This window comes from Thauera sp. (assembly GCF_035444905.1).
Classification (GTDB): Bacteria; Pseudomonadota; Gammaproteobacteria; order Burkholderiales; family Rhodocyclaceae; genus Thauera.
The window spans coordinates 14,674-32,152 of sequence record NZ_DAOMPS010000016.1 but is presented as its reverse complement, the minus strand read 5'-3'; the positions used below and the strand labels follow the sequence as shown (position 1 = coordinate 32,152).

The 17,479-nt window shown below is 65.8% G+C and carries 18 protein-coding genes; 5 read left to right on the top strand and 13 right to left on the bottom strand.

The features are described from left to right. Positions 1 to 70 precede the first annotated feature (70 nt). The 9 genes from PLC66_RS09470 to PLC66_RS09430 form a co-directional block, all read right to left on the bottom strand. A complete protein-coding gene (locus PLC66_RS09470) occupies positions 71 to 496 on the bottom strand; it encodes a F0F1 ATP synthase subunit epsilon (protein ID WP_004363778.1) in 426 nt (141 codons plus the stop codon). Positions 497 to 549: 53 nt separating this feature from the next. Beyond that, complete coding sequence (gene atpD / locus PLC66_RS09465) at positions 550 to 1,950, bottom strand: F0F1 ATP synthase subunit beta (RefSeq protein WP_324539705.1); 1,401 nt, start codon at positions 1,948 to 1,950, stop codon at positions 550 to 552. 26 nt (positions 1,951 to 1,976) lie between these two features. Continuing rightward, positions 1,977 to 2,846: a F0F1 ATP synthase subunit gamma gene (gene atpG / locus PLC66_RS09460; RefSeq protein ID WP_324539703.1), complete on the bottom strand. Its 870-nt coding sequence runs from the start codon at positions 2,844 to 2,846 to the stop codon at positions 1,977 to 1,979. Between the two features lie 21 nt (positions 2,847 to 2,867). After that, a complete protein-coding gene (gene atpA, locus PLC66_RS09455; RefSeq protein WP_324539784.1) occupies positions 2,868 to 4,406 on the bottom strand; it encodes a F0F1 ATP synthase subunit alpha in 1,539 nt (512 codons plus the stop codon). Positions 4,407 to 4,420: 14 nt separating this feature from the next. Continuing rightward, entirely contained in the window at positions 4,421 to 4,954 is a 534-nt protein-coding gene (locus tag PLC66_RS09450; protein WP_324539701.1) for a F0F1 ATP synthase subunit delta, read from the bottom strand. 3 nt (positions 4,955 to 4,957) lie between these two features. Next, positions 4,958 to 5,431 (bottom strand): F0F1 ATP synthase subunit B, encoded by a 474-nt coding sequence (locus PLC66_RS09445; RefSeq protein ID WP_324539699.1) that lies wholly within the window; start codon positions 5,429 to 5,431, stop codon positions 4,958 to 4,960. Between the two features lie 47 nt (positions 5,432 to 5,478). Continuing rightward, complete coding sequence (atpE, locus tag PLC66_RS09440) at positions 5,479 to 5,724, bottom strand: F0F1 ATP synthase subunit C (RefSeq protein WP_002925444.1); 246 nt, start codon at positions 5,722 to 5,724, stop codon at positions 5,479 to 5,481. A 64-nt stretch (positions 5,725 to 5,788) separates the two neighbouring features. Beyond that, positions 5,789 to 6,634: a F0F1 ATP synthase subunit A gene (gene atpB / locus PLC66_RS09435; RefSeq protein ID WP_324539697.1), complete on the bottom strand. Its 846-nt coding sequence runs from the start codon at positions 6,632 to 6,634 to the stop codon at positions 5,789 to 5,791. Between the two features lie 2 nt (positions 6,635 to 6,636). Further along, on the bottom strand, positions 6,637 to 6,978 hold the full coding sequence (locus PLC66_RS09430; protein ID WP_324539695.1) for an ATP synthase subunit I: 342 nt from the start codon (positions 6,976 to 6,978) through the stop codon (positions 6,637 to 6,639). Between the two features lie 213 nt (positions 6,979 to 7,191). On the opposite strand from PLC66_RS09430, the gene PLC66_RS09425 reads away from it, so the two are divergent. Next, on the top strand, positions 7,192 to 8,538 hold the full coding sequence (locus tag PLC66_RS09425; RefSeq protein WP_324539693.1) for an MFS transporter: 1,347 nt from the start codon (positions 7,192 to 7,194) through the stop codon (positions 8,536 to 8,538). Here the strand turns inward: PLC66_RS09425 and PLC66_RS09420 are convergent. The 4 genes from PLC66_RS09420 to mnmG all read right to left on the bottom strand — a co-directional run bounded on the left by PLC66_RS09420 (position 8,535) and on the right by mnmG (position 12,854). Continuing rightward, on the bottom strand, positions 8,535 to 9,386 hold the full coding sequence (locus tag PLC66_RS09420; RefSeq protein ID WP_324539691.1) for a ParB/RepB/Spo0J family partition protein: 852 nt from the start codon (positions 9,384 to 9,386) through the stop codon (positions 8,535 to 8,537). The genes PLC66_RS09425 and PLC66_RS09420 overlap by 4 nt on opposite strands. 13 nt (positions 9,387 to 9,399) lie before the next feature. After that, positions 9,400 to 10,170 carry a ParA family protein gene (locus tag PLC66_RS09415; RefSeq protein ID WP_324539689.1) on the bottom strand — a complete coding sequence of 257 codons (771 nt, stop codon included), beginning with the start codon at positions 10,168 to 10,170 and terminating at the stop codon, positions 9,400 to 9,402. A gap of 114 nt (positions 10,171 to 10,284) precedes the next feature. Next, a complete protein-coding gene (rsmG, locus tag PLC66_RS09410) occupies positions 10,285 to 10,941 on the bottom strand; it encodes a 16S rRNA (guanine(527)-N(7))-methyltransferase RsmG (RefSeq protein WP_324539687.1) in 657 nt (218 codons plus the stop codon). Next, positions 10,938 to 12,854, bottom strand: coding sequence for a tRNA uridine-5-carboxymethylaminomethyl(34) synthesis enzyme MnmG (mnmG, locus tag PLC66_RS09405; protein WP_324539685.1), 1,917 nt, complete (start codon positions 12,852 to 12,854; stop codon positions 10,938 to 10,940). The genes rsmG and mnmG overlap by 4 nt, the downstream gene beginning before the upstream one ends. A 390-nt stretch (positions 12,855 to 13,244) precedes the next feature. On the opposite strand from mnmG, the gene PLC66_RS09400 reads away from it, so the two are divergent. The 4 genes from PLC66_RS09400 to PLC66_RS09385 are packed head-to-tail and all read left to right on the top strand — an operon-like array spanning position 13,245 to position 17,475. After that, positions 13,245 to 13,610 (top strand): response regulator, encoded by a 366-nt coding sequence (locus PLC66_RS09400; protein ID WP_324539683.1) that lies wholly within the window; start codon positions 13,245 to 13,247, stop codon positions 13,608 to 13,610. A gap of 2 nt (positions 13,611 to 13,612) precedes the next feature. Further along, positions 13,613 to 14,887, top strand: coding sequence for a methyl-accepting chemotaxis protein (locus PLC66_RS09395; protein ID WP_324539681.1), 1,275 nt, complete (start codon positions 13,613 to 13,615; stop codon positions 14,885 to 14,887). Positions 14,888 to 14,895: 8 nt separating this feature from the next. After that, positions 14,896 to 15,216 carry an STAS domain-containing protein gene (locus PLC66_RS09390; protein WP_324539679.1) on the top strand — a complete coding sequence of 107 codons (321 nt, stop codon included), beginning with the start codon at positions 14,896 to 14,898 and terminating at the stop codon, positions 15,214 to 15,216. Between the two features lie 18 nt (positions 15,217 to 15,234). Continuing rightward, complete coding sequence (locus PLC66_RS09385; RefSeq protein WP_324539677.1) at positions 15,235 to 17,475, top strand: chemotaxis protein CheA; 2,241 nt, start codon at positions 15,235 to 15,237, stop codon at positions 17,473 to 17,475. Positions 17,476 to 17,479 lie beyond the last annotated feature (4 nt).

Below are 17,479 nucleotides of genomic sequence, written 5' to 3'. Positions count from 1 at the left end.
CAACTCGGGGGCGCAAAAAAAAAGCAGCCCCGAAGAGCTGCTTTCATGATGCGCCTGCGAAGGTCGCCGCTCAGTGACCGCGCTTGCGCAGCCGCTGGATGGCGGCGAGCTGTGCCACTGCTTCCATCAGCTCGGCCTGGGCCTTGGCATAGTCCAGACGCGCGGTCTGGTTGGCCATCGCTTCCTCGGCCTTACGCTTGGCTTCGAGCGCCTTCGCCTCGTCCAGATCCTTGCCACGGATCGCGGTATCTGCGAGCACCGTCACCAGACCTGGCTGAACTTCCAGCAGGCCACCCGCGACGAAGATCAACTCCTCTTCGGTCGCATTCTGGGCACGCACGCGCACGGCGCCCGGCTTGATCCGGGTCATCAGCGGCATGTGACCAGGCAGGATGCCGAGTTCACCCGCCTCGCCAGGCAGCGCGACGAACTCGGCCAGCCCGGAGAAAATCTGCTCTTCCGCACTGACGATGTCGACATGTACCGTCATAGCCATATGTTTCCCCTTGATGTCCCGCGCATCGCATCTGCGCTGCGCGGGCTACCTCGTTACTGGAGCTTCTTCGCCTTCTCGATGGCCTCGTCGATGCCGCCGACCATGTAGAAAGCCTGTTCAGGCAGGCTGTCCAGCTCGCCGCTGACAATCATCTTGAAGCCACGGATCGTCTCTTGCAGCGTCACATACTTGCCCGGCGAACCGGTGAACACTTCTGCAACGTGGAAGGGCTGCGACAGGAAGCGCTGGATCTTGCGCGCACGGGCCACCGACAGCTTGTCTTCCGGCGACAGCTCGTCCATACCCAGAATCGCGATGATGTCACGCAGTTCCTTGTACTTCTGCAGCGTCATCTGAACCTGGCGCGCCACGTTGTAGTGCTCTTCACCCACGACCAGCGGATCGAGCTGGCGCGAGGTGGAGTCGAGCGGATCGACCGCCGGGTAGATACCCAGCGCGGCGATGTCACGCGACAGCACGACGGTCGAGTCGAGGTGCAGGAAGGTGGTGGCGGGCGACGGGTCGGTCAAGTCATCCGCGGGCACATACACGGCCTGGATCGAGGTGATCGAACCGACCTTGGTGGAGGTGATGCGCTCCTGCAGACGGCCCATTTCTTCGGCCAGCGTCGGCTGGTAACCCACCGCGGACGGCATACGACCCAGCAGCGCGGACACTTCGGTACCGGCCAGGGTGTAGCGGTAGATGTTATCCACGAAGAACAGGATGTCGCGGCCTTCGTCACGGAAGCGCTCGGCCATGGTCAGGCCGGTCAGCGCCACGCGCAGACGGTTGCCCGGGGGCTCGTTCATCTGACCGAACACCATCGCGACCTTGTCGAGCACGTTGGAGTCCTTCATCTCGTGGTAGAAGTCGTTACCCTCACGAGTACGCTCGCCCACGCCAGCGAACACCGACAGACCGGAGTGCTGCTTGGCGATGTTGTTGATCAGCTCCATCATGTTCACGGTCTTGCCGACGCCGGCGCCACCGAACAGGCCCACCTTGCCGCCCTTGGCGAACGGGCAGATCAGGTCGATGACCTTGATGCCGGTTTCGAGCAGTTCGACCGAGGGCGAAAGCTCGTCGAACTTCGGCGCCTTCTGGTGAATGGCGCGCAGCTCGTCGGTCTCGATCGGGCCGGCGTCGTCGATCGGGCGACCGAGCACGTCCATGATGCGGCCCAGCGTGCCCATGCCGACCGGCACGGAGATCTGCTTGCCGGTGTTGGCAACCTTCATGCCGCGGCGCAAGCCGTCGGAAGAACCCATCGCAATCGTACGCACCACACCATCACCGAGCTGCTGCTGAACCTCGAAGGTCAGATTTGCTTCGGCAAAAGAGTCGGCCACGTCCTCGAGCTTCAGGGCGTCATACACCTTGGGCATCGAATCACGCGGGAACTGGATGTCCACCACCGCGCCGATGCACTGAACGATCGTACCTTGACTCATCGTCGTTTCCTTAATTCAATAATCCGTTACACCGCGGCGGCGCCGCCGACGATTTCCGACAGCTCCTTGGTGATCGCGGCCTGGCGGGTCTTGTTGTAGACCAGCTGCAGCTCGCCAATCACGTTCTTGGCATTGTCGGAAGCGGCCTTCATTGCCACCATGCGCGCGCTCTGTTCGGATGCCATGTTCTCGGCCACCGCCTGGTACACCAGTGCCTCGACGTAACGCACCAGCAGCTCGTCGATGACGACCTGCGGATCCGGCTCGTAGAGGTAATCCCACGAGCTTTCGGGCGTACCCAGCTTCTCGCCGGTCAGCGGCAACAGCTGTTCCAGCACCGGCTCCTGCTTCATCGTGTTGATGAAGCGCGTGTAAGCCACGTACACCGCGTCGATCTCGTCGTTCTGGAACGCATCGAGCATCACCTTGACCGGACCGATCAGCTTTTCCAGGTGAGGCGTGTCACCGAGCTGCGTGACGTTCGACACCACCTTCGCGCCCATGCGCTGCATGAAGCCGAGCCCCTTGTTGCCAATGCAGCAGGCCCGGATCTCGGAGACGCCGTTCGCCTCCCAGTCCTTCATGGCATTCAGCGCAACACGCTGGACGTTGGTGTTGAGGCCACCGCACAAACCCTTGTCGGTGGTCACCAGGATCAGCCCCACCCTTCTCACCTGATCCTTGCGGATCAGGAAAGGGTGCTTGTAGTCGGTCACATTGGCCTGGGACAGGTTCGCGGCGAGTCGGCGGATCTTCTCGGCAAAGGGGCGGGCAGCACGCATCCGTTCCTGCGCCTTGCGCATCTTGGATGCGGCCACCATCTCCATGGCCTTGGTGATCTTGCGCGTGTTTTGCACGCTCTTGATCTTGGTACGGATTTCCTTACCGCTAGCCATATTCCGTCTCCCTCGCCGGCCTTAGGACCAGCTCTTCTTGAACTCGGCGATCGCAGCAGCCAGCGTCTTCTCGCCGTCGGCGTCGAGTTCCTTCTTGCTCAGGATCGAGGAGACCAGATCGGCCTGCTTGGTCTTGACGAATTGCAGCATCGCGGCCTCGAAGGGCAGCACGCGGGCGACCTCGACGTCGTCGAAGTAGCCGTTGTTCACCGCATACAGCACGATGGCCATTTCGGCGATCGACATCGGCGAGTACTGGGCCTGCTTCATCAGCTCGGTCACGCGGCGGCCGCGCTCGAGCTGCTTGCGGGTGGCGTCGTCGAGGTCGGAAGCGAACTGGGCGAACGCTGCGAGTTCGCGATACTGCGCGAGGTCGGTACGGATGCCGCCGGAAAGCTTCTTGACGACCTTGGTCTGTGCCGCGCCACCGACGCGGGACACCGAGATACCGGCGTTGATCGCGGGACGGATACCGGCGTTGAACAGGTCGGTCTCGAGGAAGATCTGGCCGTCGGTGATCGAGATCACGTTGGTCGGAACGAACGCCGACACGTCGCCGGCCTGGGTCTCGATGATCGGCAGCGCGGTCAGCGAACCGGTCTTGCCCTTGACTTCGCCATTGGTGAACTTCTCGACGTAGTCGGCATTCACGCGCGCGGCGCGCTCGAGCAGGCGGGAGTGCAGGTAGAACACGTCGCCCGGATAGGCTTCACGGCCCGGCGGGCGGCGCAGCAGCAGCGAAACCTGGCGGTAGGCCCAGGCCTGCTTGGTCAGATCGTCATAGACGATCAGGGCGTCCATGCCGCGGTCGCGGAAGTACTCGCCCATCGTGCAACCGGAGTAGGCGGCCAGGTACTGCATGGCGGCGGACTCGGATGCGGTGGCGGCGACGACGATGGTGTATTCCATCGCGCCGTTCTCTTCCAGCTTGCGCACGACGTTGGCGACGGTCGAGGCCTTCTGGCCGATGGCCACGTACACGCAGTACATGTCCTGGCCCTTCTGGTTGATGATCGCGTCGACGGCGACGGCGGTCTTGCCGGTCTGGCGGTCGCCGATGATCAGCTCGCGCTGGCCACGGCCGATCGGCACCATGGAGTCAACCGACTTGAGGCCGGTCTGCACCGGCTGCGAAACGGACTGGCGCGCGATCACGCCCGGCGCGACCTTCTCGATCTTGTCGGTGAGCTTGGCGTTGATCGGGCCCTTGCCGTCGATCGGCTGGCCCAGCGCATTGACGACGCGACCGACCAGCTCGGGGCCGACCGGCACCTCGAGAATGCGGCCGGTGGCCTTGACGGTGTCGCCCTCGGTGATGTGCTCGTATTCGCCGAGCACCACCGCGCCGACAGAATCACGCTCGAGGTTGAGCGCCATGCCGAAGGTGTTGCCGGGGAACTCCAGCATCTCGCCCTGCATCACGTCGGTCAGGCCGTGGATGCGGGTGATGCCGTCGGTGACGGAAACCACCGTGCCCTCGTTACGCGACGTGGCGGCGAGCTGCAGGTTCTGGATCCGGCTCTTGATCAGGTCACTGATCTCAGAGGGGTTGAGTTGCATAGACATTTATGCTCCTAGTTCTTTAGCGCAGCGGCCATGTTCGCGAGCTTGCCGCGGACCGAGGCGTCGATGACTTCGTCGCCAACGGCGATGCGGACCCCACCGATGAGTTCGGGGGCGAGTGTGACCGTCACGTTGATGGCGGCCTTGAAGCGAGCTTCGAGGTCTGCCTTCAATGCGGCCAGCGCTGCATCGTCGAGCGGGAAGGCGGAGGCGATTTCCGCCTCCAGGACGCCTTCGTGTTCGTTCTTGAGAGCAACGAACAGGTCACGGATCTCCGGAAGCACCAGCAGGCGTTCGTTATCCACGAGGACACGGACGAAGTTCTGCTGTTCGGCGGTCAATTCACCGGCAACGTCCTGCACCAGCTTGTTGAGCTGGTCGGCAGAAAGGTTGGGGTTCTTGAAGCACGCCTGCATGTCCGGATCGGCGGCCAGGCCGGCCAGCCGATCCAGTGCTTCCGACCAAGGCCCCAGCGCACCTGCCCCGCGAGCCAGCTCGAAGGCGGCATCGGCATAGGGGCGCGCGATGGTGACGTTCTCGGCCATGACTTATTGCAGTTCCTGTTTCAGGTTGGCAAGCAGTTCGGCATGCACCTGGGCATTGATCTCACGGCGCAGGATCTTCTCGGCGCCGGCAACAGCCAGATGGGCGACCTGGTCGCGCAGGGCTTCCTTGGCGCGTTGCGCTGCGGCACCGGCTTCGGATTCGGCCGCTTCGCGCGCTGCGGCAATGATGCGGGCGGCTTCGGCGCGGGCCTCGTCGATCAGGTGGCTCGCCTGCTTTTCAGCAGAGGTACGCACGTCGCCCGCGGATTCGCGGGCCTTGCGCAGTTCCTCGACGACCTTCTTCTCGGCGAGTACCAGATCAGCCTTGGCCTTGTCCGCAGCTGCCAGCCCGTCGGCGATTTTCTTCGCACGCTCGTCCAGTGCCTTCACGATGGGCGGCCACACGAATTTCATCGTGAACCACGCCAGAATGAAGAACACAACGAGCTGGGCTATCAGAGTTGCGTTCAAATTCACGGTTCTTGGCCCTCAGGTTGGTTCAATAAAGGATGAACTCGAACCGATCAGAGCTGGAACGGGTTGGCGAAGGCGAACATCATGGCGATACCGACGCCGATCAGGAACGCGGCGTCGATCAGACCAGCGAGCAGGAACATCTTGGTTTGCAGGGCGTTCATCAGTTCGGGCTGACGAGCCGAGGCTTCGAGGTACTTGGAACCCATGATGCCGATACCGATACAAGCACCGATCGCACCCAGACCGATGATCAGACCAGCAGCCAGAGCAACAAAACCCAGAACGTTTTCCATGACGACTCCTTAGTGGGGAAGGTGAGTTTAAAACCAGGTACTGCGTTGAAGATTAAAGCGAAACTTAGTGGCTCTCGTGCGCCTGACCGACATACACCAGGGTCAGCATCATGAAGATGAAGGCCTGCAGCAGGATGATCAGGATGTGGAAGATCGCCCAGATCGTGCCCGCGATGACGTGACCGACGAAACCGAACACGGTGGCCGTGCCGCCCAGCAGCGCGATCAGGATGAAGATCAGTTCGCCAGCGTACAGGTTGCCGAACAGTCGCATGCCGTGCGAGATCGTCTTGGCGAGGAACTCGATGATCTGCATCGCGAAGTTGACCGGGTACAGCAGCGGGTGGCTGCCGAAGGGAGCGGTGAAGAGCTCATGCACCCAGCCGCCGACACCCTTGATCTTGACGTTGTAGTACAGGCACAGCAGCAGCACGCCGCAGGACATGCCAAGGGTGGCGGACAGGTCGGCGGTCGCCACGACACGCATGTAGGCGTGGGCGGGGTCGCCGCCGGCCGCGGCGTAGATGCCGGTCCAGATCATCGGAATCAGATCGACGGGCACGAGGTCCATCGCGTTCATCAGGAAGATCCAGATGAAGACCGTCAGCGCGAGCGGTGCGACGAACTTGCGCGACTCAGGGCTGTGAATGATGCCCTTGGCCTGGTCGGCGACCATCTCGACCAGGAGCTCGACGAAGCCCTGGAAGCGCCCGGGGACGCCCGAGGTCGCCTTGCGCGCAGCCAGCCACAGGATGAAGATGGTCAGCAGGCCAAGGCCGATCGAGAAGAACATCGAGTCGATATTGATGATGCTGAAATCGACGATGTTTTCCTGCGGGTGCCCGGTGTTGTTGAAATGTCCGAGGTGGTGGGTTACGTACTCGGATGCGGTGGGAGCGTTTCCAGCCATGGTCAGGTCTTCACCAAAAATGCAAATAAGTTCGCCTTAAGCGCCAGGATGAGACCGATCAACATGCCCCCCCAGTGGAGGTCAGGATAGACAGCCCACACCAGCACCAACAATCCCACTATCGAGGCGACCTTGATGAACTCGCCTGCGACGAAGGCGGTCACCGTCGCCGTACCGGTCCGGCGCGTCATGGCCGCAAGGCGCATGGCGAACATCCAGCTCGGCAACACGCACGCCAAGCCTGCAGCCGCCGCGGAAATCGCGCCGGGGACACCGAACAGGGCTGCTGAAATCAGCGCTGCAAGCAGTGTCGCAACGAACTGCATTATGACGGCTTTAAGCATCGGTTTTATCGCCCGTGCGCATTTCTTCGCAGGCGACCGCCCAAAATCCCGCGGATGGTAGGGGTTTACCGCAGCAAAGTCAAACTTAGGTTGCATTGCAACACGGACTCGAGGAACCGTCGTGTATCTTATAGAAGTTGGATCACCTGCGGGCGATCCAGAACAGATTCTTCCTGCCCTCACCGCCCGGCTCCGCCCCTGTCCCACGCCGCCATGATCACGACCCGCAAGGCCACGCGCCGCGAAATCTTCGGCTGGAGCATGTTCGATTTCGCCAACCAGGCGTACACGCTGCTGATCATCACGGTGATCTTCGGCGACCTGTACACCCGCCTGGTGGTGGGCGACGCGCCGGACTACCGGCTCGGCAACCTGCTGTGGAGCCTGGCGCTGTGCCTGAGCTATGCCCTGGTGGTGGCGAGCGCGCCGCTGCTGGGCGCCATCATGGATTATGCGCAGGCCAAGAAGCGCATGCTGTTCGCAAGCTATCTGCTCACGGTGGCGAGCACCGCCCTGCTCTATTTCGTCAGTCCGGGCCACATCTGGCTCGGCTTCGCGCTCGTGGTGGTGTCGAACACCGCCTACTCGGTCGGCGAGTCCTTCATCGCGAGCTTCCTGCCCTTTCTCGGCGACAGCGACGAACTGGGCCGGATATCGGGGCTGGGGTGGGCACTGGGCTATGCCGGCGGCCTGGTGTCGGCCGGCTTCGTGCTGCTCTTCCTGGGCGAGGTAAGCGCGGAGAACTTCGAGCGCATGCGCTGGGTGGGGCCCTTCGCGGCGGTTTTCTTCCTCGTCGCCGCCATCCCCACCTTCCTGTGGGTGCGCGAGCCGCCGGTCGGTCGTCATCGCACGCTCGATCGCGGCGTGCTGCGTGCGGCCTACGGCCGCCTGCTCGGCACGCTGCGCTCGGTGTCGCACTTTCCCGACCTCGGCCTGCTGTTCGCGTCGATCCTGTTCGCGATGGCCGGCGTGTATGTGATCGTCGCCTTCTCCTTCATCTACGGCGCACAGATCATCGGCTGGAGCGAAGGCACGCGCAACCTGATGTTCATCGTGGTGCAGATCACCGCCCTCCTCGGGGCCCTGCTGTTCGGCGCACTGCAGGGCCGGCTCGGCGGTCGCCGCACCTACGCGCTGACCCTGGTGCTGTGGATTGCGGCCATCCTGGCGATCTACTTCGTCGGCGCGCTGACCGCGGCCATCAACCGCAGCTTCGGCCTGGCGCTGGCGGTCGAGGAGGTGTTCCTGTTTGCCGGGCTGCTGTCCGGCCTGAGCCTGGGCTCGAGCCAGTCGGTCGGCCGGGCCCTGGTGGGCATGTTCGCACCCGAACACCGGGCGGCCGAGCTGTTCGGCTTCTGGGGGCTGTTCAGCAAGCTGGCGGCAATCTTCGGCATCTTCGGCGTCGGCCTGCTGCAGTGGCTGTTCGGGCTGCACGGCGCGGTGCTGTTCTGCATCGCCCTGTTCGCCCTGGCGCTGCTGCCGCTGGCCGCGATCGACGAGGCGCGTGGGGTGGGCGCGGCGCGGCGCGCCGACGAACAGGCGCGCGCCGGCGAAGCCTAGCGCAGGCGGCCGAGCACGCCGTCGAGCTGGTCGAGGCTGCCGAAGCGGATCGTGACCTCGCCCGCGCCCTTCTTGTTGGCCTTGATCTTCACCGTGGCGCCGATCGCATCCGACACCTCTTCCTCGAGGCGCAGCAGGTCGCGATCGGGCTGGGGGGCAGGCTTCTTCTGGCGCGGGTTGAGGATCTGCTGCACGAGGCGCTCGGTGTCGCGCACCGACAACTGGCGCGCGGCGACCTGGTTGGCGAGCTGGATCTGGCTGGCGCCATCCAGCGGCAACAGGGCGCGCGCATGCCCCATGTCGATGTCGCCCGCCATCAGCAGCTCCTGCACCTGCTTGGCGAGATTGAGCAGGCGCAGCAGGTTCGACGCCGCCGGGCGCGAGCGGCCGACCGCGTCCGCCGCCTGCTGGTGGGTCATGTCGAACTCGTCGATCAGGCGCTGGATGCCACCGGCTTCCTCGAGCGGGTTGAGGTCCTCGCGCTGGATGTTCTCGATCAGCGACATCGCCAGCGCGGCCTCGTCGGGGATCTCCCGCACCAGGCAGGGCACCTCGGCCAGGCCGGCGATCTGCGCCGCACGCCAGCGCCGCTCGCCGGCGATGATCTCGTAGGCGTCGTCGTCCACCGGACGCACCATGATCGGCTGCATCACACCCTGGGCCTTGATCGAGGCCGCGAGCTCCTCCAGCGAGCCCGGGTCCATGCGTGTGCGCGGCTGGTACTTGCCGGGCTGCAGCGCGATGATCGCCAAGGACTGCAGTTCGCCCTTGTCGGCCTCTTCTTCCTGGTTGGCGGCGAGCAGCGCGTCGAGTCCGCGGCCGAGGCCCTTGAGTCTGGGTTTGTTCATGTCGGCTCCGGGTTTAGAAGGTCTTGGCGCGCTCGATCATCTCGTGCGCAAAAGCCATGTAGGCCTGCGCGCCCTTGGCGGACTTGTCGAACACCACGCCCGGCATGCCATGGCTGGGCGCCTCTGCCAGGCGCACGTTGCGCGGCACGATGGCGCGGAACACCTTGTCGCCGAAGTGGCCCTCGAGCTGGTTCGACACCTGCTGCTGCAGGGTCACGCGCGGGTCGAACATCACCCGCAACAGGCCGATGATCTTGAGATCGCGATTGAGGTTGGCGTGCACCTTCTTGATCGTGTTGACCAGGTCGGACAGGCCCTCGAGCGCGTAGTACTCGCACTGCATCGGGATGATGACACCGGTGGCGCAGCACAGGCCGTTGAGGGTCAGCATCGACAGCGAGGGCGGGCAGTCGATGAGGACGAAGTCGTAGTCGTCGTGGAAGCCGGCGAGCGCATTGCGCAGGCGCTTCTCGCGCTGGTCGAGGTTGACCAGCTCGACCTCGGCGCCGGCCAGGTCGCGGTTGGCGGGCAGTACGTCGTAGCCCCCGGTGGACGAGACGACGCGCACCCCGGCCAGATCGACCAGGCCGACCAGCAGGTGGTACACCGAGCTCTTCAGCTCGCGTTTGTCGATGCCGCTGCCCATCGTGGCGTTGCCCTGCGGGTCGAGGTCGATCAGCAGCACGCGCTGCCCGGCCTGGTGCAGGGCGGCAGCGAGGTTGACGCAGGTGGTGGTCTTGCCCACCCCGCCCTTCTGGTTGGCGACGCAGAATATCTTGGCCATGTTCGGTTCAGGCTGTTCCGGTTGGAGGGGTCGCGCAGGCTGCGCGGCCCCCGGAGTGTACTTCAATGCGGCAGCGCAACAGGCGCACTGCCGCGCGCGCGCCGCGACGCCGCCTCATGCCGCGCGGCGGATGACCAGCAGATGGCGCTCGGCGCCCAGCCCCGGCACCGCGAGCGCATGCGTCTCGCTCAAGGCCCAGCCTGCCGGCAGCATGGCCAGTTCGTCGGCCGGATGGGTGCCCTTCATCGCATACAGCGCGCCGCCTTCGGCAACGAGGTGGCCGGCCAGCCGCACGAAATCGGCCAGGCTCGAAAATGCGCGCGAGATCACGCCCTCGGCCGCGCCGCCAGGCAGGTCCTCGGGCTGCACCTGCTCGACGCGCTGGTTGATCACGCCGAGGTTGCCCAGGCCGAGCTCGATCTTCGCCTGTTGCTGGAAGCTTGCCTTCTTGCCCACGGTCTCGATCGAGCTGACTACCAGGCCGGGACGCACGATCGCCAGCACCACGCCGGGCAAGCCGCCGCCCGAGCCGATGTCGGCCAGCCGGCTCACCGCGCTCAGTTGCGGCAGCACTGCCAGCGAATCGAGCAGGTGGTGGGTGATCAGCTCCTGCGGGTTGCGGATCGCGGTGAGGTTGTAGACCTTGTTCCACTTCAGCAGCAGCTCGCCGAAGGCAAGCAGGCGGTCGACGGTTTCCGCCGGCAAGGCCAGGCCGAGGGCGGCGACGCCATCAGCCAGTTGCGCCGCATGGGCCTGCAGCCGAGCGCTCATGCCGCCGGCCTCCGCAGCGTGTCGCCGGCGCGCGCCGCCAGCTCGCGGCGCTTGAGCCACACCAGCAGCAGCGAGATCGCCGCCGGCGTCACCCCCTGGATGCGGCCCGCCTGGCCGATGGTCTCGGGCTTGTGCTGGTTGAGCTTCTGCTGCACCTCGCGCGACAGGCCGCGCACCTCGGCATAGTCGAGCTCGGCCGGCAGGCGGGTGGTCTCGGCCTGGGCCTGGCGCGCGACCTCGTCCTGCTGGCGGTCGATATAGCCCTGGTACTTGGCCGCGATCTCGATCTGCTCGATGACCTGCGGGTCGGTCTCGCGCTCATCGGGTGCCCCGGGCAGGCTCATCAGCGACGCGTAGGTGGTGTCGGGCCGGCGCAGCAGCTCGAAGTAGCGCTGCTCGCGCTCGAGCGCCTTGCCCAGCACGCGCTGCTGATCGTCGGCGGGGATCGCCTCCGGCCGCGCCCACGCCGCCTTGAGCTGGGCCGTGCCGCGCTCGATCGCCTCACGCTTGGCGCAGAAGGCGGCCCAGCGTTCATCATCGACCAGGCCCAGCTCGCGCCCCTTCTCGGTCAGGCGCAGGTCGGCGTTGTCCTCGCGCAGCGACAGGCGGTACTCGGCGCGCGAGGTGAACATGCGGTAGGGCTCGGACACGCCGCGCGTGATCAGGTCGTCCACCAGCACGCCGAGATAGGCCTCCTCGCGGCGCGGGCACCAGGGCTCACGCCCCTGCACCTGCAGCGCGGCGTTGGCGCCGGCGAGCAGACCCTGCGCGGCGGCCTCTTCATAACCGGTGGTGCCGTTGATCTGGCCGGCGAAGAAGAGCCCGCCGATCGACTTGGTCTCGAGGCTGGACCTGAGGTTGCGCGGGTCGAAGTAGTCGTACTCGATCGCATAGCCGGGGCGCAGGATATGGGCGCTCTCCAGGCCGCGGATGCTCTGCACGATCTGCAGCTGCACGTCGAAGGGCAGCGAGGTGGAGATGCCGTTGGGGTAGATCTCGTGCGTCTCCAGGCCTTCCGGCTCGAGGAAGATGTTGTGGCTGTCCTTGTCGGCGAAGCGGTGGATCTTGTCCTCGATCGACGGGCAGTAGCGCGGCCCCACGCCCTCGATCACGCCCGAATACATCGGCGAGCGGTCGAGGTTGGCGCGGATGATGTCGTGGGTGCGCGCGTTGGTCTGCGTCATCCAGCACGGCAGCTGGCGCGGATGCTGGCCGGCATGGCCGAGGAAGCTGAACACCGGCACCGGGTCGTCACCGGGCTGCTCGGTCATCACCGAAAAGTCGATCGTGCGCGCATCGAGCCGCGGCGGCGTGCCGGTCTTCAGGCGGCCCTGCGGCAGCTTGAGTTCCTTCAGGCGCGCGCCGAGCGAGATCGCCGGCGGGTCGCCCGCGCGCCCGGCGGAATAGTTCTGCATCCCTACATGCACCAGGCCGTTGAGGAAAGTCCCCGCGGTCAGCACCACCGCCGGCGCCTCGAAACGCAGGCCGATCTGGGTGACCACGCCGGTGACGCGGTCGCCGACCACGGTGAGGTCGTCCACCGCCTGCTGGAACAGCCACAGGTTCGGCTGGTTCTCCAGCCGGCGGCGGATCGCCGCCTTGTACAGCACGCGGTCGGCCTGGGCGCGGGTGGCGCGCACCGCCGGCCCCTTCGAGGCGTTGAGGATGCGGAACTGGATGCCGCCCTCGTCGGTAGCCGCGGCCATCGCGCCGCCGAGCGCATCGACCTCCTTCACCAGGTGCCCCTTGCCGATACCACCGATCGAGGGGTTGCAGCTCATCGCCCCCAGGGTCTCGATGTTGTGGGTGAGCAGCAGCGTGGCCGCGCCCATGCGCGCCGCGGCGAGCGCGGCCTCGGTCCCGGCGTGACCGCCGCCGACCACGATGACATCGAAACGGGTGGGGTAGAGCATGGTGCGCTCCGTGCTGCAATGCATTAACGAGGGGCAGGATTCTACGCCCTTGACGCCCGAGCGACTAGGTTCCGCATCCGTGTTTCACGGAATTTGGTTGTTTAAACAGTAATTTATCACGTCACCTTGGCTGCCGCGGCCGGCACGGCCAAGGCCCTTCGCATGCTGGCTGACGCCCGCGCACGCCGGCGGCGCACCGCCCCCCGGCGGCTAAAGTCGGCACCGTCGCGGCCGATAAGGTTTCCATCATGAACCGTGAATTCCTGCGCGGTTCGAGGTGCCAAGCCCGGCCGGTCCTAGACCTTGATCAAGGTTCACGGCCCTCCTGCATGGTCTGATGGTCCCTCGAACGCATTCCTCACTCAATACCGGCACGACGGTGCACCCGCAATGAAAACCATCTTCCTCGTCGACGACTCCGCAACGATCCTGCTGTCCATCTCGGGCATCCTGTCCAAGGCGGGCTATGCGGTCGAAAAGGCCCCGAGCGCCCTCGACGCGCTCAAGAAGTTCCAGGCCGGAGTCAAGGTCGACCTGCTGATCACCGATCTGAACATGCCGGGCATGAATGGCATCGACTTCATCAAGGAAGTCCGCAAGCTGCCGAGCTACCGCTTCATGCCCATCCTGTTCCTCACCACCGAATCCCAGCAGTCGAAGAAGGCCGAGGCCAAGGCAGCCGGTGCCTCGGGCTGGATCGTGAAGCCCGCCTCGGCCGACGAGTTGCTCAACACCATCAAGCTCGTCATGCGCTGATCATGAACAGCTCGATCTTCCTGCGCCGCTCGCTGCTCATGGTGAGCGCCATCGCGCTCGCGACCGGCCTCGCCGTGCTGCTACTCAACGACTGGTTCAACGGCAGCTTCCTGCCGATGCTGGGCATTCCGCAGCCGCTCGGCAACGCAGTCGGCTCGGTGATGATCGTGTTCGCCGCCTACCTCGGTGTGCGCCTGGTGTCACTGGCCTACTTCCGCGACAACGCCTTCGGCCAGGAGATCACCCTGGACAAGCTCCAGCACAACCGCGAGCAGGCCGCCCAGGTCGGCCAAGAGATCGCCAGCGAGCTGCGCGGCGTGCCCGCCTACAGCGACGTGTTGCGCAAGCAGCTCGACAGCGTGGTGCAGCAGACCGAGCAGGCCGCCTACGACATCAGCGAGCGGCTGCAGACCATCGACAGCGTGGTCGAGCGGCTCAACACCTTCGTCACCGAGCGCTCCAACGAATCCACCGAGATGGTGCACAGCTCCGAGTCGCGCATCGCCAACAACCAGGCGCTCATCCAACGCATGCAGGCGTACATCGACCACCGCATCGTCGAAGCGCGCCAGGATCAGGAACGCGTCGCCCAGGTCGTCGACGAGGCACGCTCGCTGGAATCGCTGACCAAGCTGATCAAGGACATCGCCGCACAGACCAACCTGCTGGCGCTCAACGCCGCCATCGAGGCCGCGCGCGCAGGCGAGGCCGGGCGCGGTTTCGCGGTGGTGGCCGACGAAGTGCGCAAGCTGTCGACCGAGACCGAGAAGGCCGTGCAGTCGATCAACCTCGGCATCCAGGGCGTCGCCGCAACGATCGAGACCCAGCTCAAGGAAAAGCTCGCCGCCACCGACCTCGACCAGGAGCGCGACGCCCTCGGCCAGTTCGCCGGGCAGCTCGCCGAGCTCGGCCAGAGCTACGAGGACATCCTGCGTGCGCAATCGAGCGCGATGGACACGGTGCGCGAGAGCAGCAACGAGCTGGCCTCGATGTTCATGGATGCGCTCGCCAGCGTGCAGTTCCAGGACGTCACGCGGCAGCAGATCGAGCACACCGCCGACTCCCTCTCCCGTCTCGACCAGCACCTCGGGGTGCTCGCCGAGCGCCTCGAGCAGAGCGACAACCCGAGCTTCAGCTACACCCCGCTCACCGAGCACCTGGACGAGATCTACAGCCGCTATGTGATGGCGCAGCAGCGCCAGACCCATGACGCAGCCATCGGCAGGACCGCCGTCGGCGCAGCGGGCAGCACCAACCCGAAGATCGAACTGTTCTGAGAACCCCCATGCCTGCCCGCAAGAAGAAGTCGCCCGATCGCATCGCGATCGGCGAGGACATGACCATCTACAACGCCGCCGCCCACAAGCAGCAACTGCTCGACGCCCTCGCCGGTGCCGCCGAGCGGCTCGAGATCGACCTGTCGGCGGTGACCGAGATCGACACCGCGGGCTTCCAGCTGCTGATGCTGGTCAAGCGCGAGGCGCGCCGCCTCGGCAAGCAGGCGCAGATCGTCGCCCACAGCGAGGCCGTGCGCGAGCTGCTCGACTTCTACAACATGGCCGCCGAGTTCGGCGACCCGCTGTTGATCCCCGCACACCAGGCCTGAGCCGGAAGCCATCGAACCATGGATGAAATCACCACCGTCTTCGTCACCGAGAGCCGCGAACAGCTCGCCGCGCTCGAGGCCGCCCTGCTGCAGCTCGAGAACAGCCCTGGCGACGACGACACCCTGAATGCGATCTTCCGCAGCGCGCACACCATCAAGGGCGGCGCCGGCGTCATCGAATGCGACTACATCGTCGCCTTCACCCACGTCGTCGAGAACGTCCTCGACAAGCTGCGCAACCGCGAGATCAGCCTCGATGCCGACCTCATCGCGCTGCTGCTGGGCTGCGCCGACCACATCGGCAACCTGCTCGGCGTGCTCGAATCCGCCGGCGCCGGGCCCGACGCCGCCAGGCCCGATGCCGACCTCGCCGCCGAGGGCGAGGCCCTGCTCGCGCGCCTGCAGCGCGACTGGCTGTCCGGCGCCCGGGCCGACCCGGCCTCCGGCCCACCCGCCGCCATGGCGCCGCCGATCGAAGCCAGCGGCGGCGCCGCGGTCGAGACCGACTGCTGGCACATTTCGCTGCGCTTCGGCGCCGACGTGCTCAAGAACGGCATGGACCCCCTGTCCTTCCTGCGCTACCTGGGCAGCATCGGCCGCATCGAGCGCATCGAGACCCTCGCCGACGCCATGCCGGTCGCCGCGCAGATGGACCCCGAGGCCTGCTACCTCGGCTTCGAGATCAGCTTCTCGTCCAACGCCGACAAGGCCGCCATCGAGCGCGTATTCGACTTCGTGCGCGACGACTGCACGCTGCACATCCTGCCGCCGCACAGCCGCCTCGACGACTATCTCGCGCTCATCAACGGTCTGCCCGAAGACACGATGCGCCTGGGCGAGATCCTGGTGAAGGTCGGCGCGCTCACCCAGGCCGAGCTCGACGAGGGCCTCGTCCAGCAGCAACGGCCGGCCGACGCCGTGGCGCAACCCGCGCCAGGCGCCGAGGAAGCCGCGGCGCCGCCGCTCGGCGAGATCCTGGTCGAGCACAAGGTGGTGCAGCCCGAGCTGGTCGAGGCTGCGGTCGCCAAGCAGAAGCAGGTCACCGAGAAGAAGGCCGCCGAGGCCCGCCTGATCCGCATCCAGGCCGACAAGCTCGACCGCCTCATCGACCTCGTCGGCGAACTCGTCATCGCCGGCGCCGGCGTCAGCCTGCTCGCCAGCCGGAGCGGGATCGGCGAACTCGTCGAGGCAGCCTCCCTGAGCAGCCGGCTGGTCGAAGGCATCCGCGATGCGGCACTGCAGTTGCGCATGGTGCAGATCGGCGAGACCTTCAACCGCTTCAACCGGGTGGTGCGCGACACCTCGCGCGAGATGGGCAAGGAGGTCGAGCTGGTCATCAGCGGCGGCGAGACCGAACTCGACAAGTCCATGGTCGAGAAGATCGGCGACCCGCTGATGCATCTGGTGCGCAACGCCATGGACCATGGCCTGGAAATGCCCGAGCTGCGAGCAGCCCAGGGCAAGTCGCCGCGCGCGCGGCTAGAGCTCAACGCTTTCCACGACTCGGGCAGCATCGTCATCGAAGTCGTGGACGACGGCGCCGGCCTCAACCGCGACCGCATCCTCGCCAAGGCGGTCGAGCGCGGCCTGGCCCAGCCCGGCCAGGCGCTGTCCGATACCGAGATCTTCAACCTGATCTTCGAGCCCGGCTTCTCGACCGCCGAGAAGGTCACCAACATCTCGGGCCGAGGCGTCGGCATGGACGTCGTGCGCCGCAACATCCAGAGCCTGCGCGGCAGCGTCGACGTCAGCTCGACGCCTGGCCAGGGCTCGCGCTTCGCCATCCGCCTGCCGCTCACGCTGGCGATCATCGACGGCTTCCTGGTCGGCGTCGGCGACGCCGCCTACGTGATCCCGCTCGACAGCGTGGTCGAGTGCATCGAGCTGGCCGCCGACGGCGTCGAGCGCGACTACGTCAACCTGCGCGGCGAGGTCCTGCCGCTGGTGCGCCTGCGCCAGATGTTCGCCATCGAGGGCGAGGCACCCAAGCGCCAGAACGTGGTCGTCGTCCAGTACGCCGGCATCAAGTCGGGCATCGTCGTCGACGAGCTGATGGGCGAGTTCCAGACCGTCATCAAGCCGCTCGGCCGCATTTTCCGTCACATCAAGGGCATCGGCGGCTCGACCATTCTCGGCAGCGGCGAGGTGGCGCTGATCCTCGACGTGCAGGCGCTGGTCCAGCGCTGCGCCACGAGCGAGGAGCAGCGCGCCCGCGGCGTGTCGCCGTCGCGCACCCTGGCCGCCCCGGTCCGCGCCTGAACCT

Bases quoted from the DNA above. Each gene is read 5' to 3' on its own strand.
- PLC66_RS09430 (WP_324539695.1), bottom strand. From the start codon at position 6,978: ATGCTTAAAGCCGTCATAATGCAGTTCGTTGCGACACTGCTTGCAGCG.
- atpA (WP_324539784.1), bottom strand. From the start codon at position 4,406: ATGCAACTCAACCCCTCTGAGATCAGTGACCTGATCAAGAGCCGGATC.
- atpE (WP_002925444.1), bottom strand. From the start codon at position 5,724: ATGGAAAACGTTCTGGGTTTTGTTGCTCTGGCTGCTGGTCTGATCATC.
- PLC66_RS09470 (WP_004363778.1), bottom strand. From the start codon at position 496: ATGGCTATGACGGTACATGTCGACATCGTCAGTGCGGAAGAGCAGATT.
- mnmG (WP_324539685.1), bottom strand. From the start codon at position 12,854: ATGCTCTACCCCACCCGTTTCGATGTCATCGTGGTCGGCGGCGGTCAC.
- atpD (WP_324539705.1), bottom strand. From the start codon at position 1,950: ATGAGTCAAGGTACGATCGTTCAGTGCATCGGCGCGGTGGTGGACATC.
- atpG (WP_324539703.1), bottom strand. From the start codon at position 2,846: ATGGCTAGCGGTAAGGAAATCCGTACCAAGATCAAGAGCGTGCAAAAC.
- atpB (WP_324539697.1), bottom strand. From the start codon at position 6,634: ATGGCTGGAAACGCTCCCACCGCATCCGAGTACGTAACCCACCACCTC.
- PLC66_RS09425 (WP_324539693.1), top strand. From the start codon at position 7,192: ATGATCACGACCCGCAAGGCCACGCGCCGCGAAATCTTCGGCTGGAGC.
- PLC66_RS09390 (WP_324539679.1), top strand. From the start codon at position 14,896: ATGCCTGCCCGCAAGAAGAAGTCGCCCGATCGCATCGCGATCGGCGAG.
- PLC66_RS09420 (WP_324539691.1), bottom strand. From the start codon at position 9,386: ATGAACAAACCCAGACTCAAGGGCCTCGGCCGCGGACTCGACGCGCTG.
- PLC66_RS09450 (WP_324539701.1), bottom strand. From the start codon at position 4,954: ATGGCCGAGAACGTCACCATCGCGCGCCCCTATGCCGATGCCGCCTTC.
- PLC66_RS09400 (WP_324539683.1), top strand. From the start codon at position 13,245: ATGAAAACCATCTTCCTCGTCGACGACTCCGCAACGATCCTGCTGTCC.
- PLC66_RS09385 (WP_324539677.1), top strand. From the start codon at position 15,235: ATGGATGAAATCACCACCGTCTTCGTCACCGAGAGCCGCGAACAGCTC.
- PLC66_RS09395 (WP_324539681.1), top strand. From the start codon at position 13,613: ATGAACAGCTCGATCTTCCTGCGCCGCTCGCTGCTCATGGTGAGCGCC.
- rsmG (WP_324539687.1), bottom strand. From the start codon at position 10,941: ATGAGCGCTCGGCTGCAGGCCCATGCGGCGCAACTGGCTGATGGCGTC.
- PLC66_RS09415 (WP_324539689.1), bottom strand. From the start codon at position 10,170: ATGGCCAAGATATTCTGCGTCGCCAACCAGAAGGGCGGGGTGGGCAAG.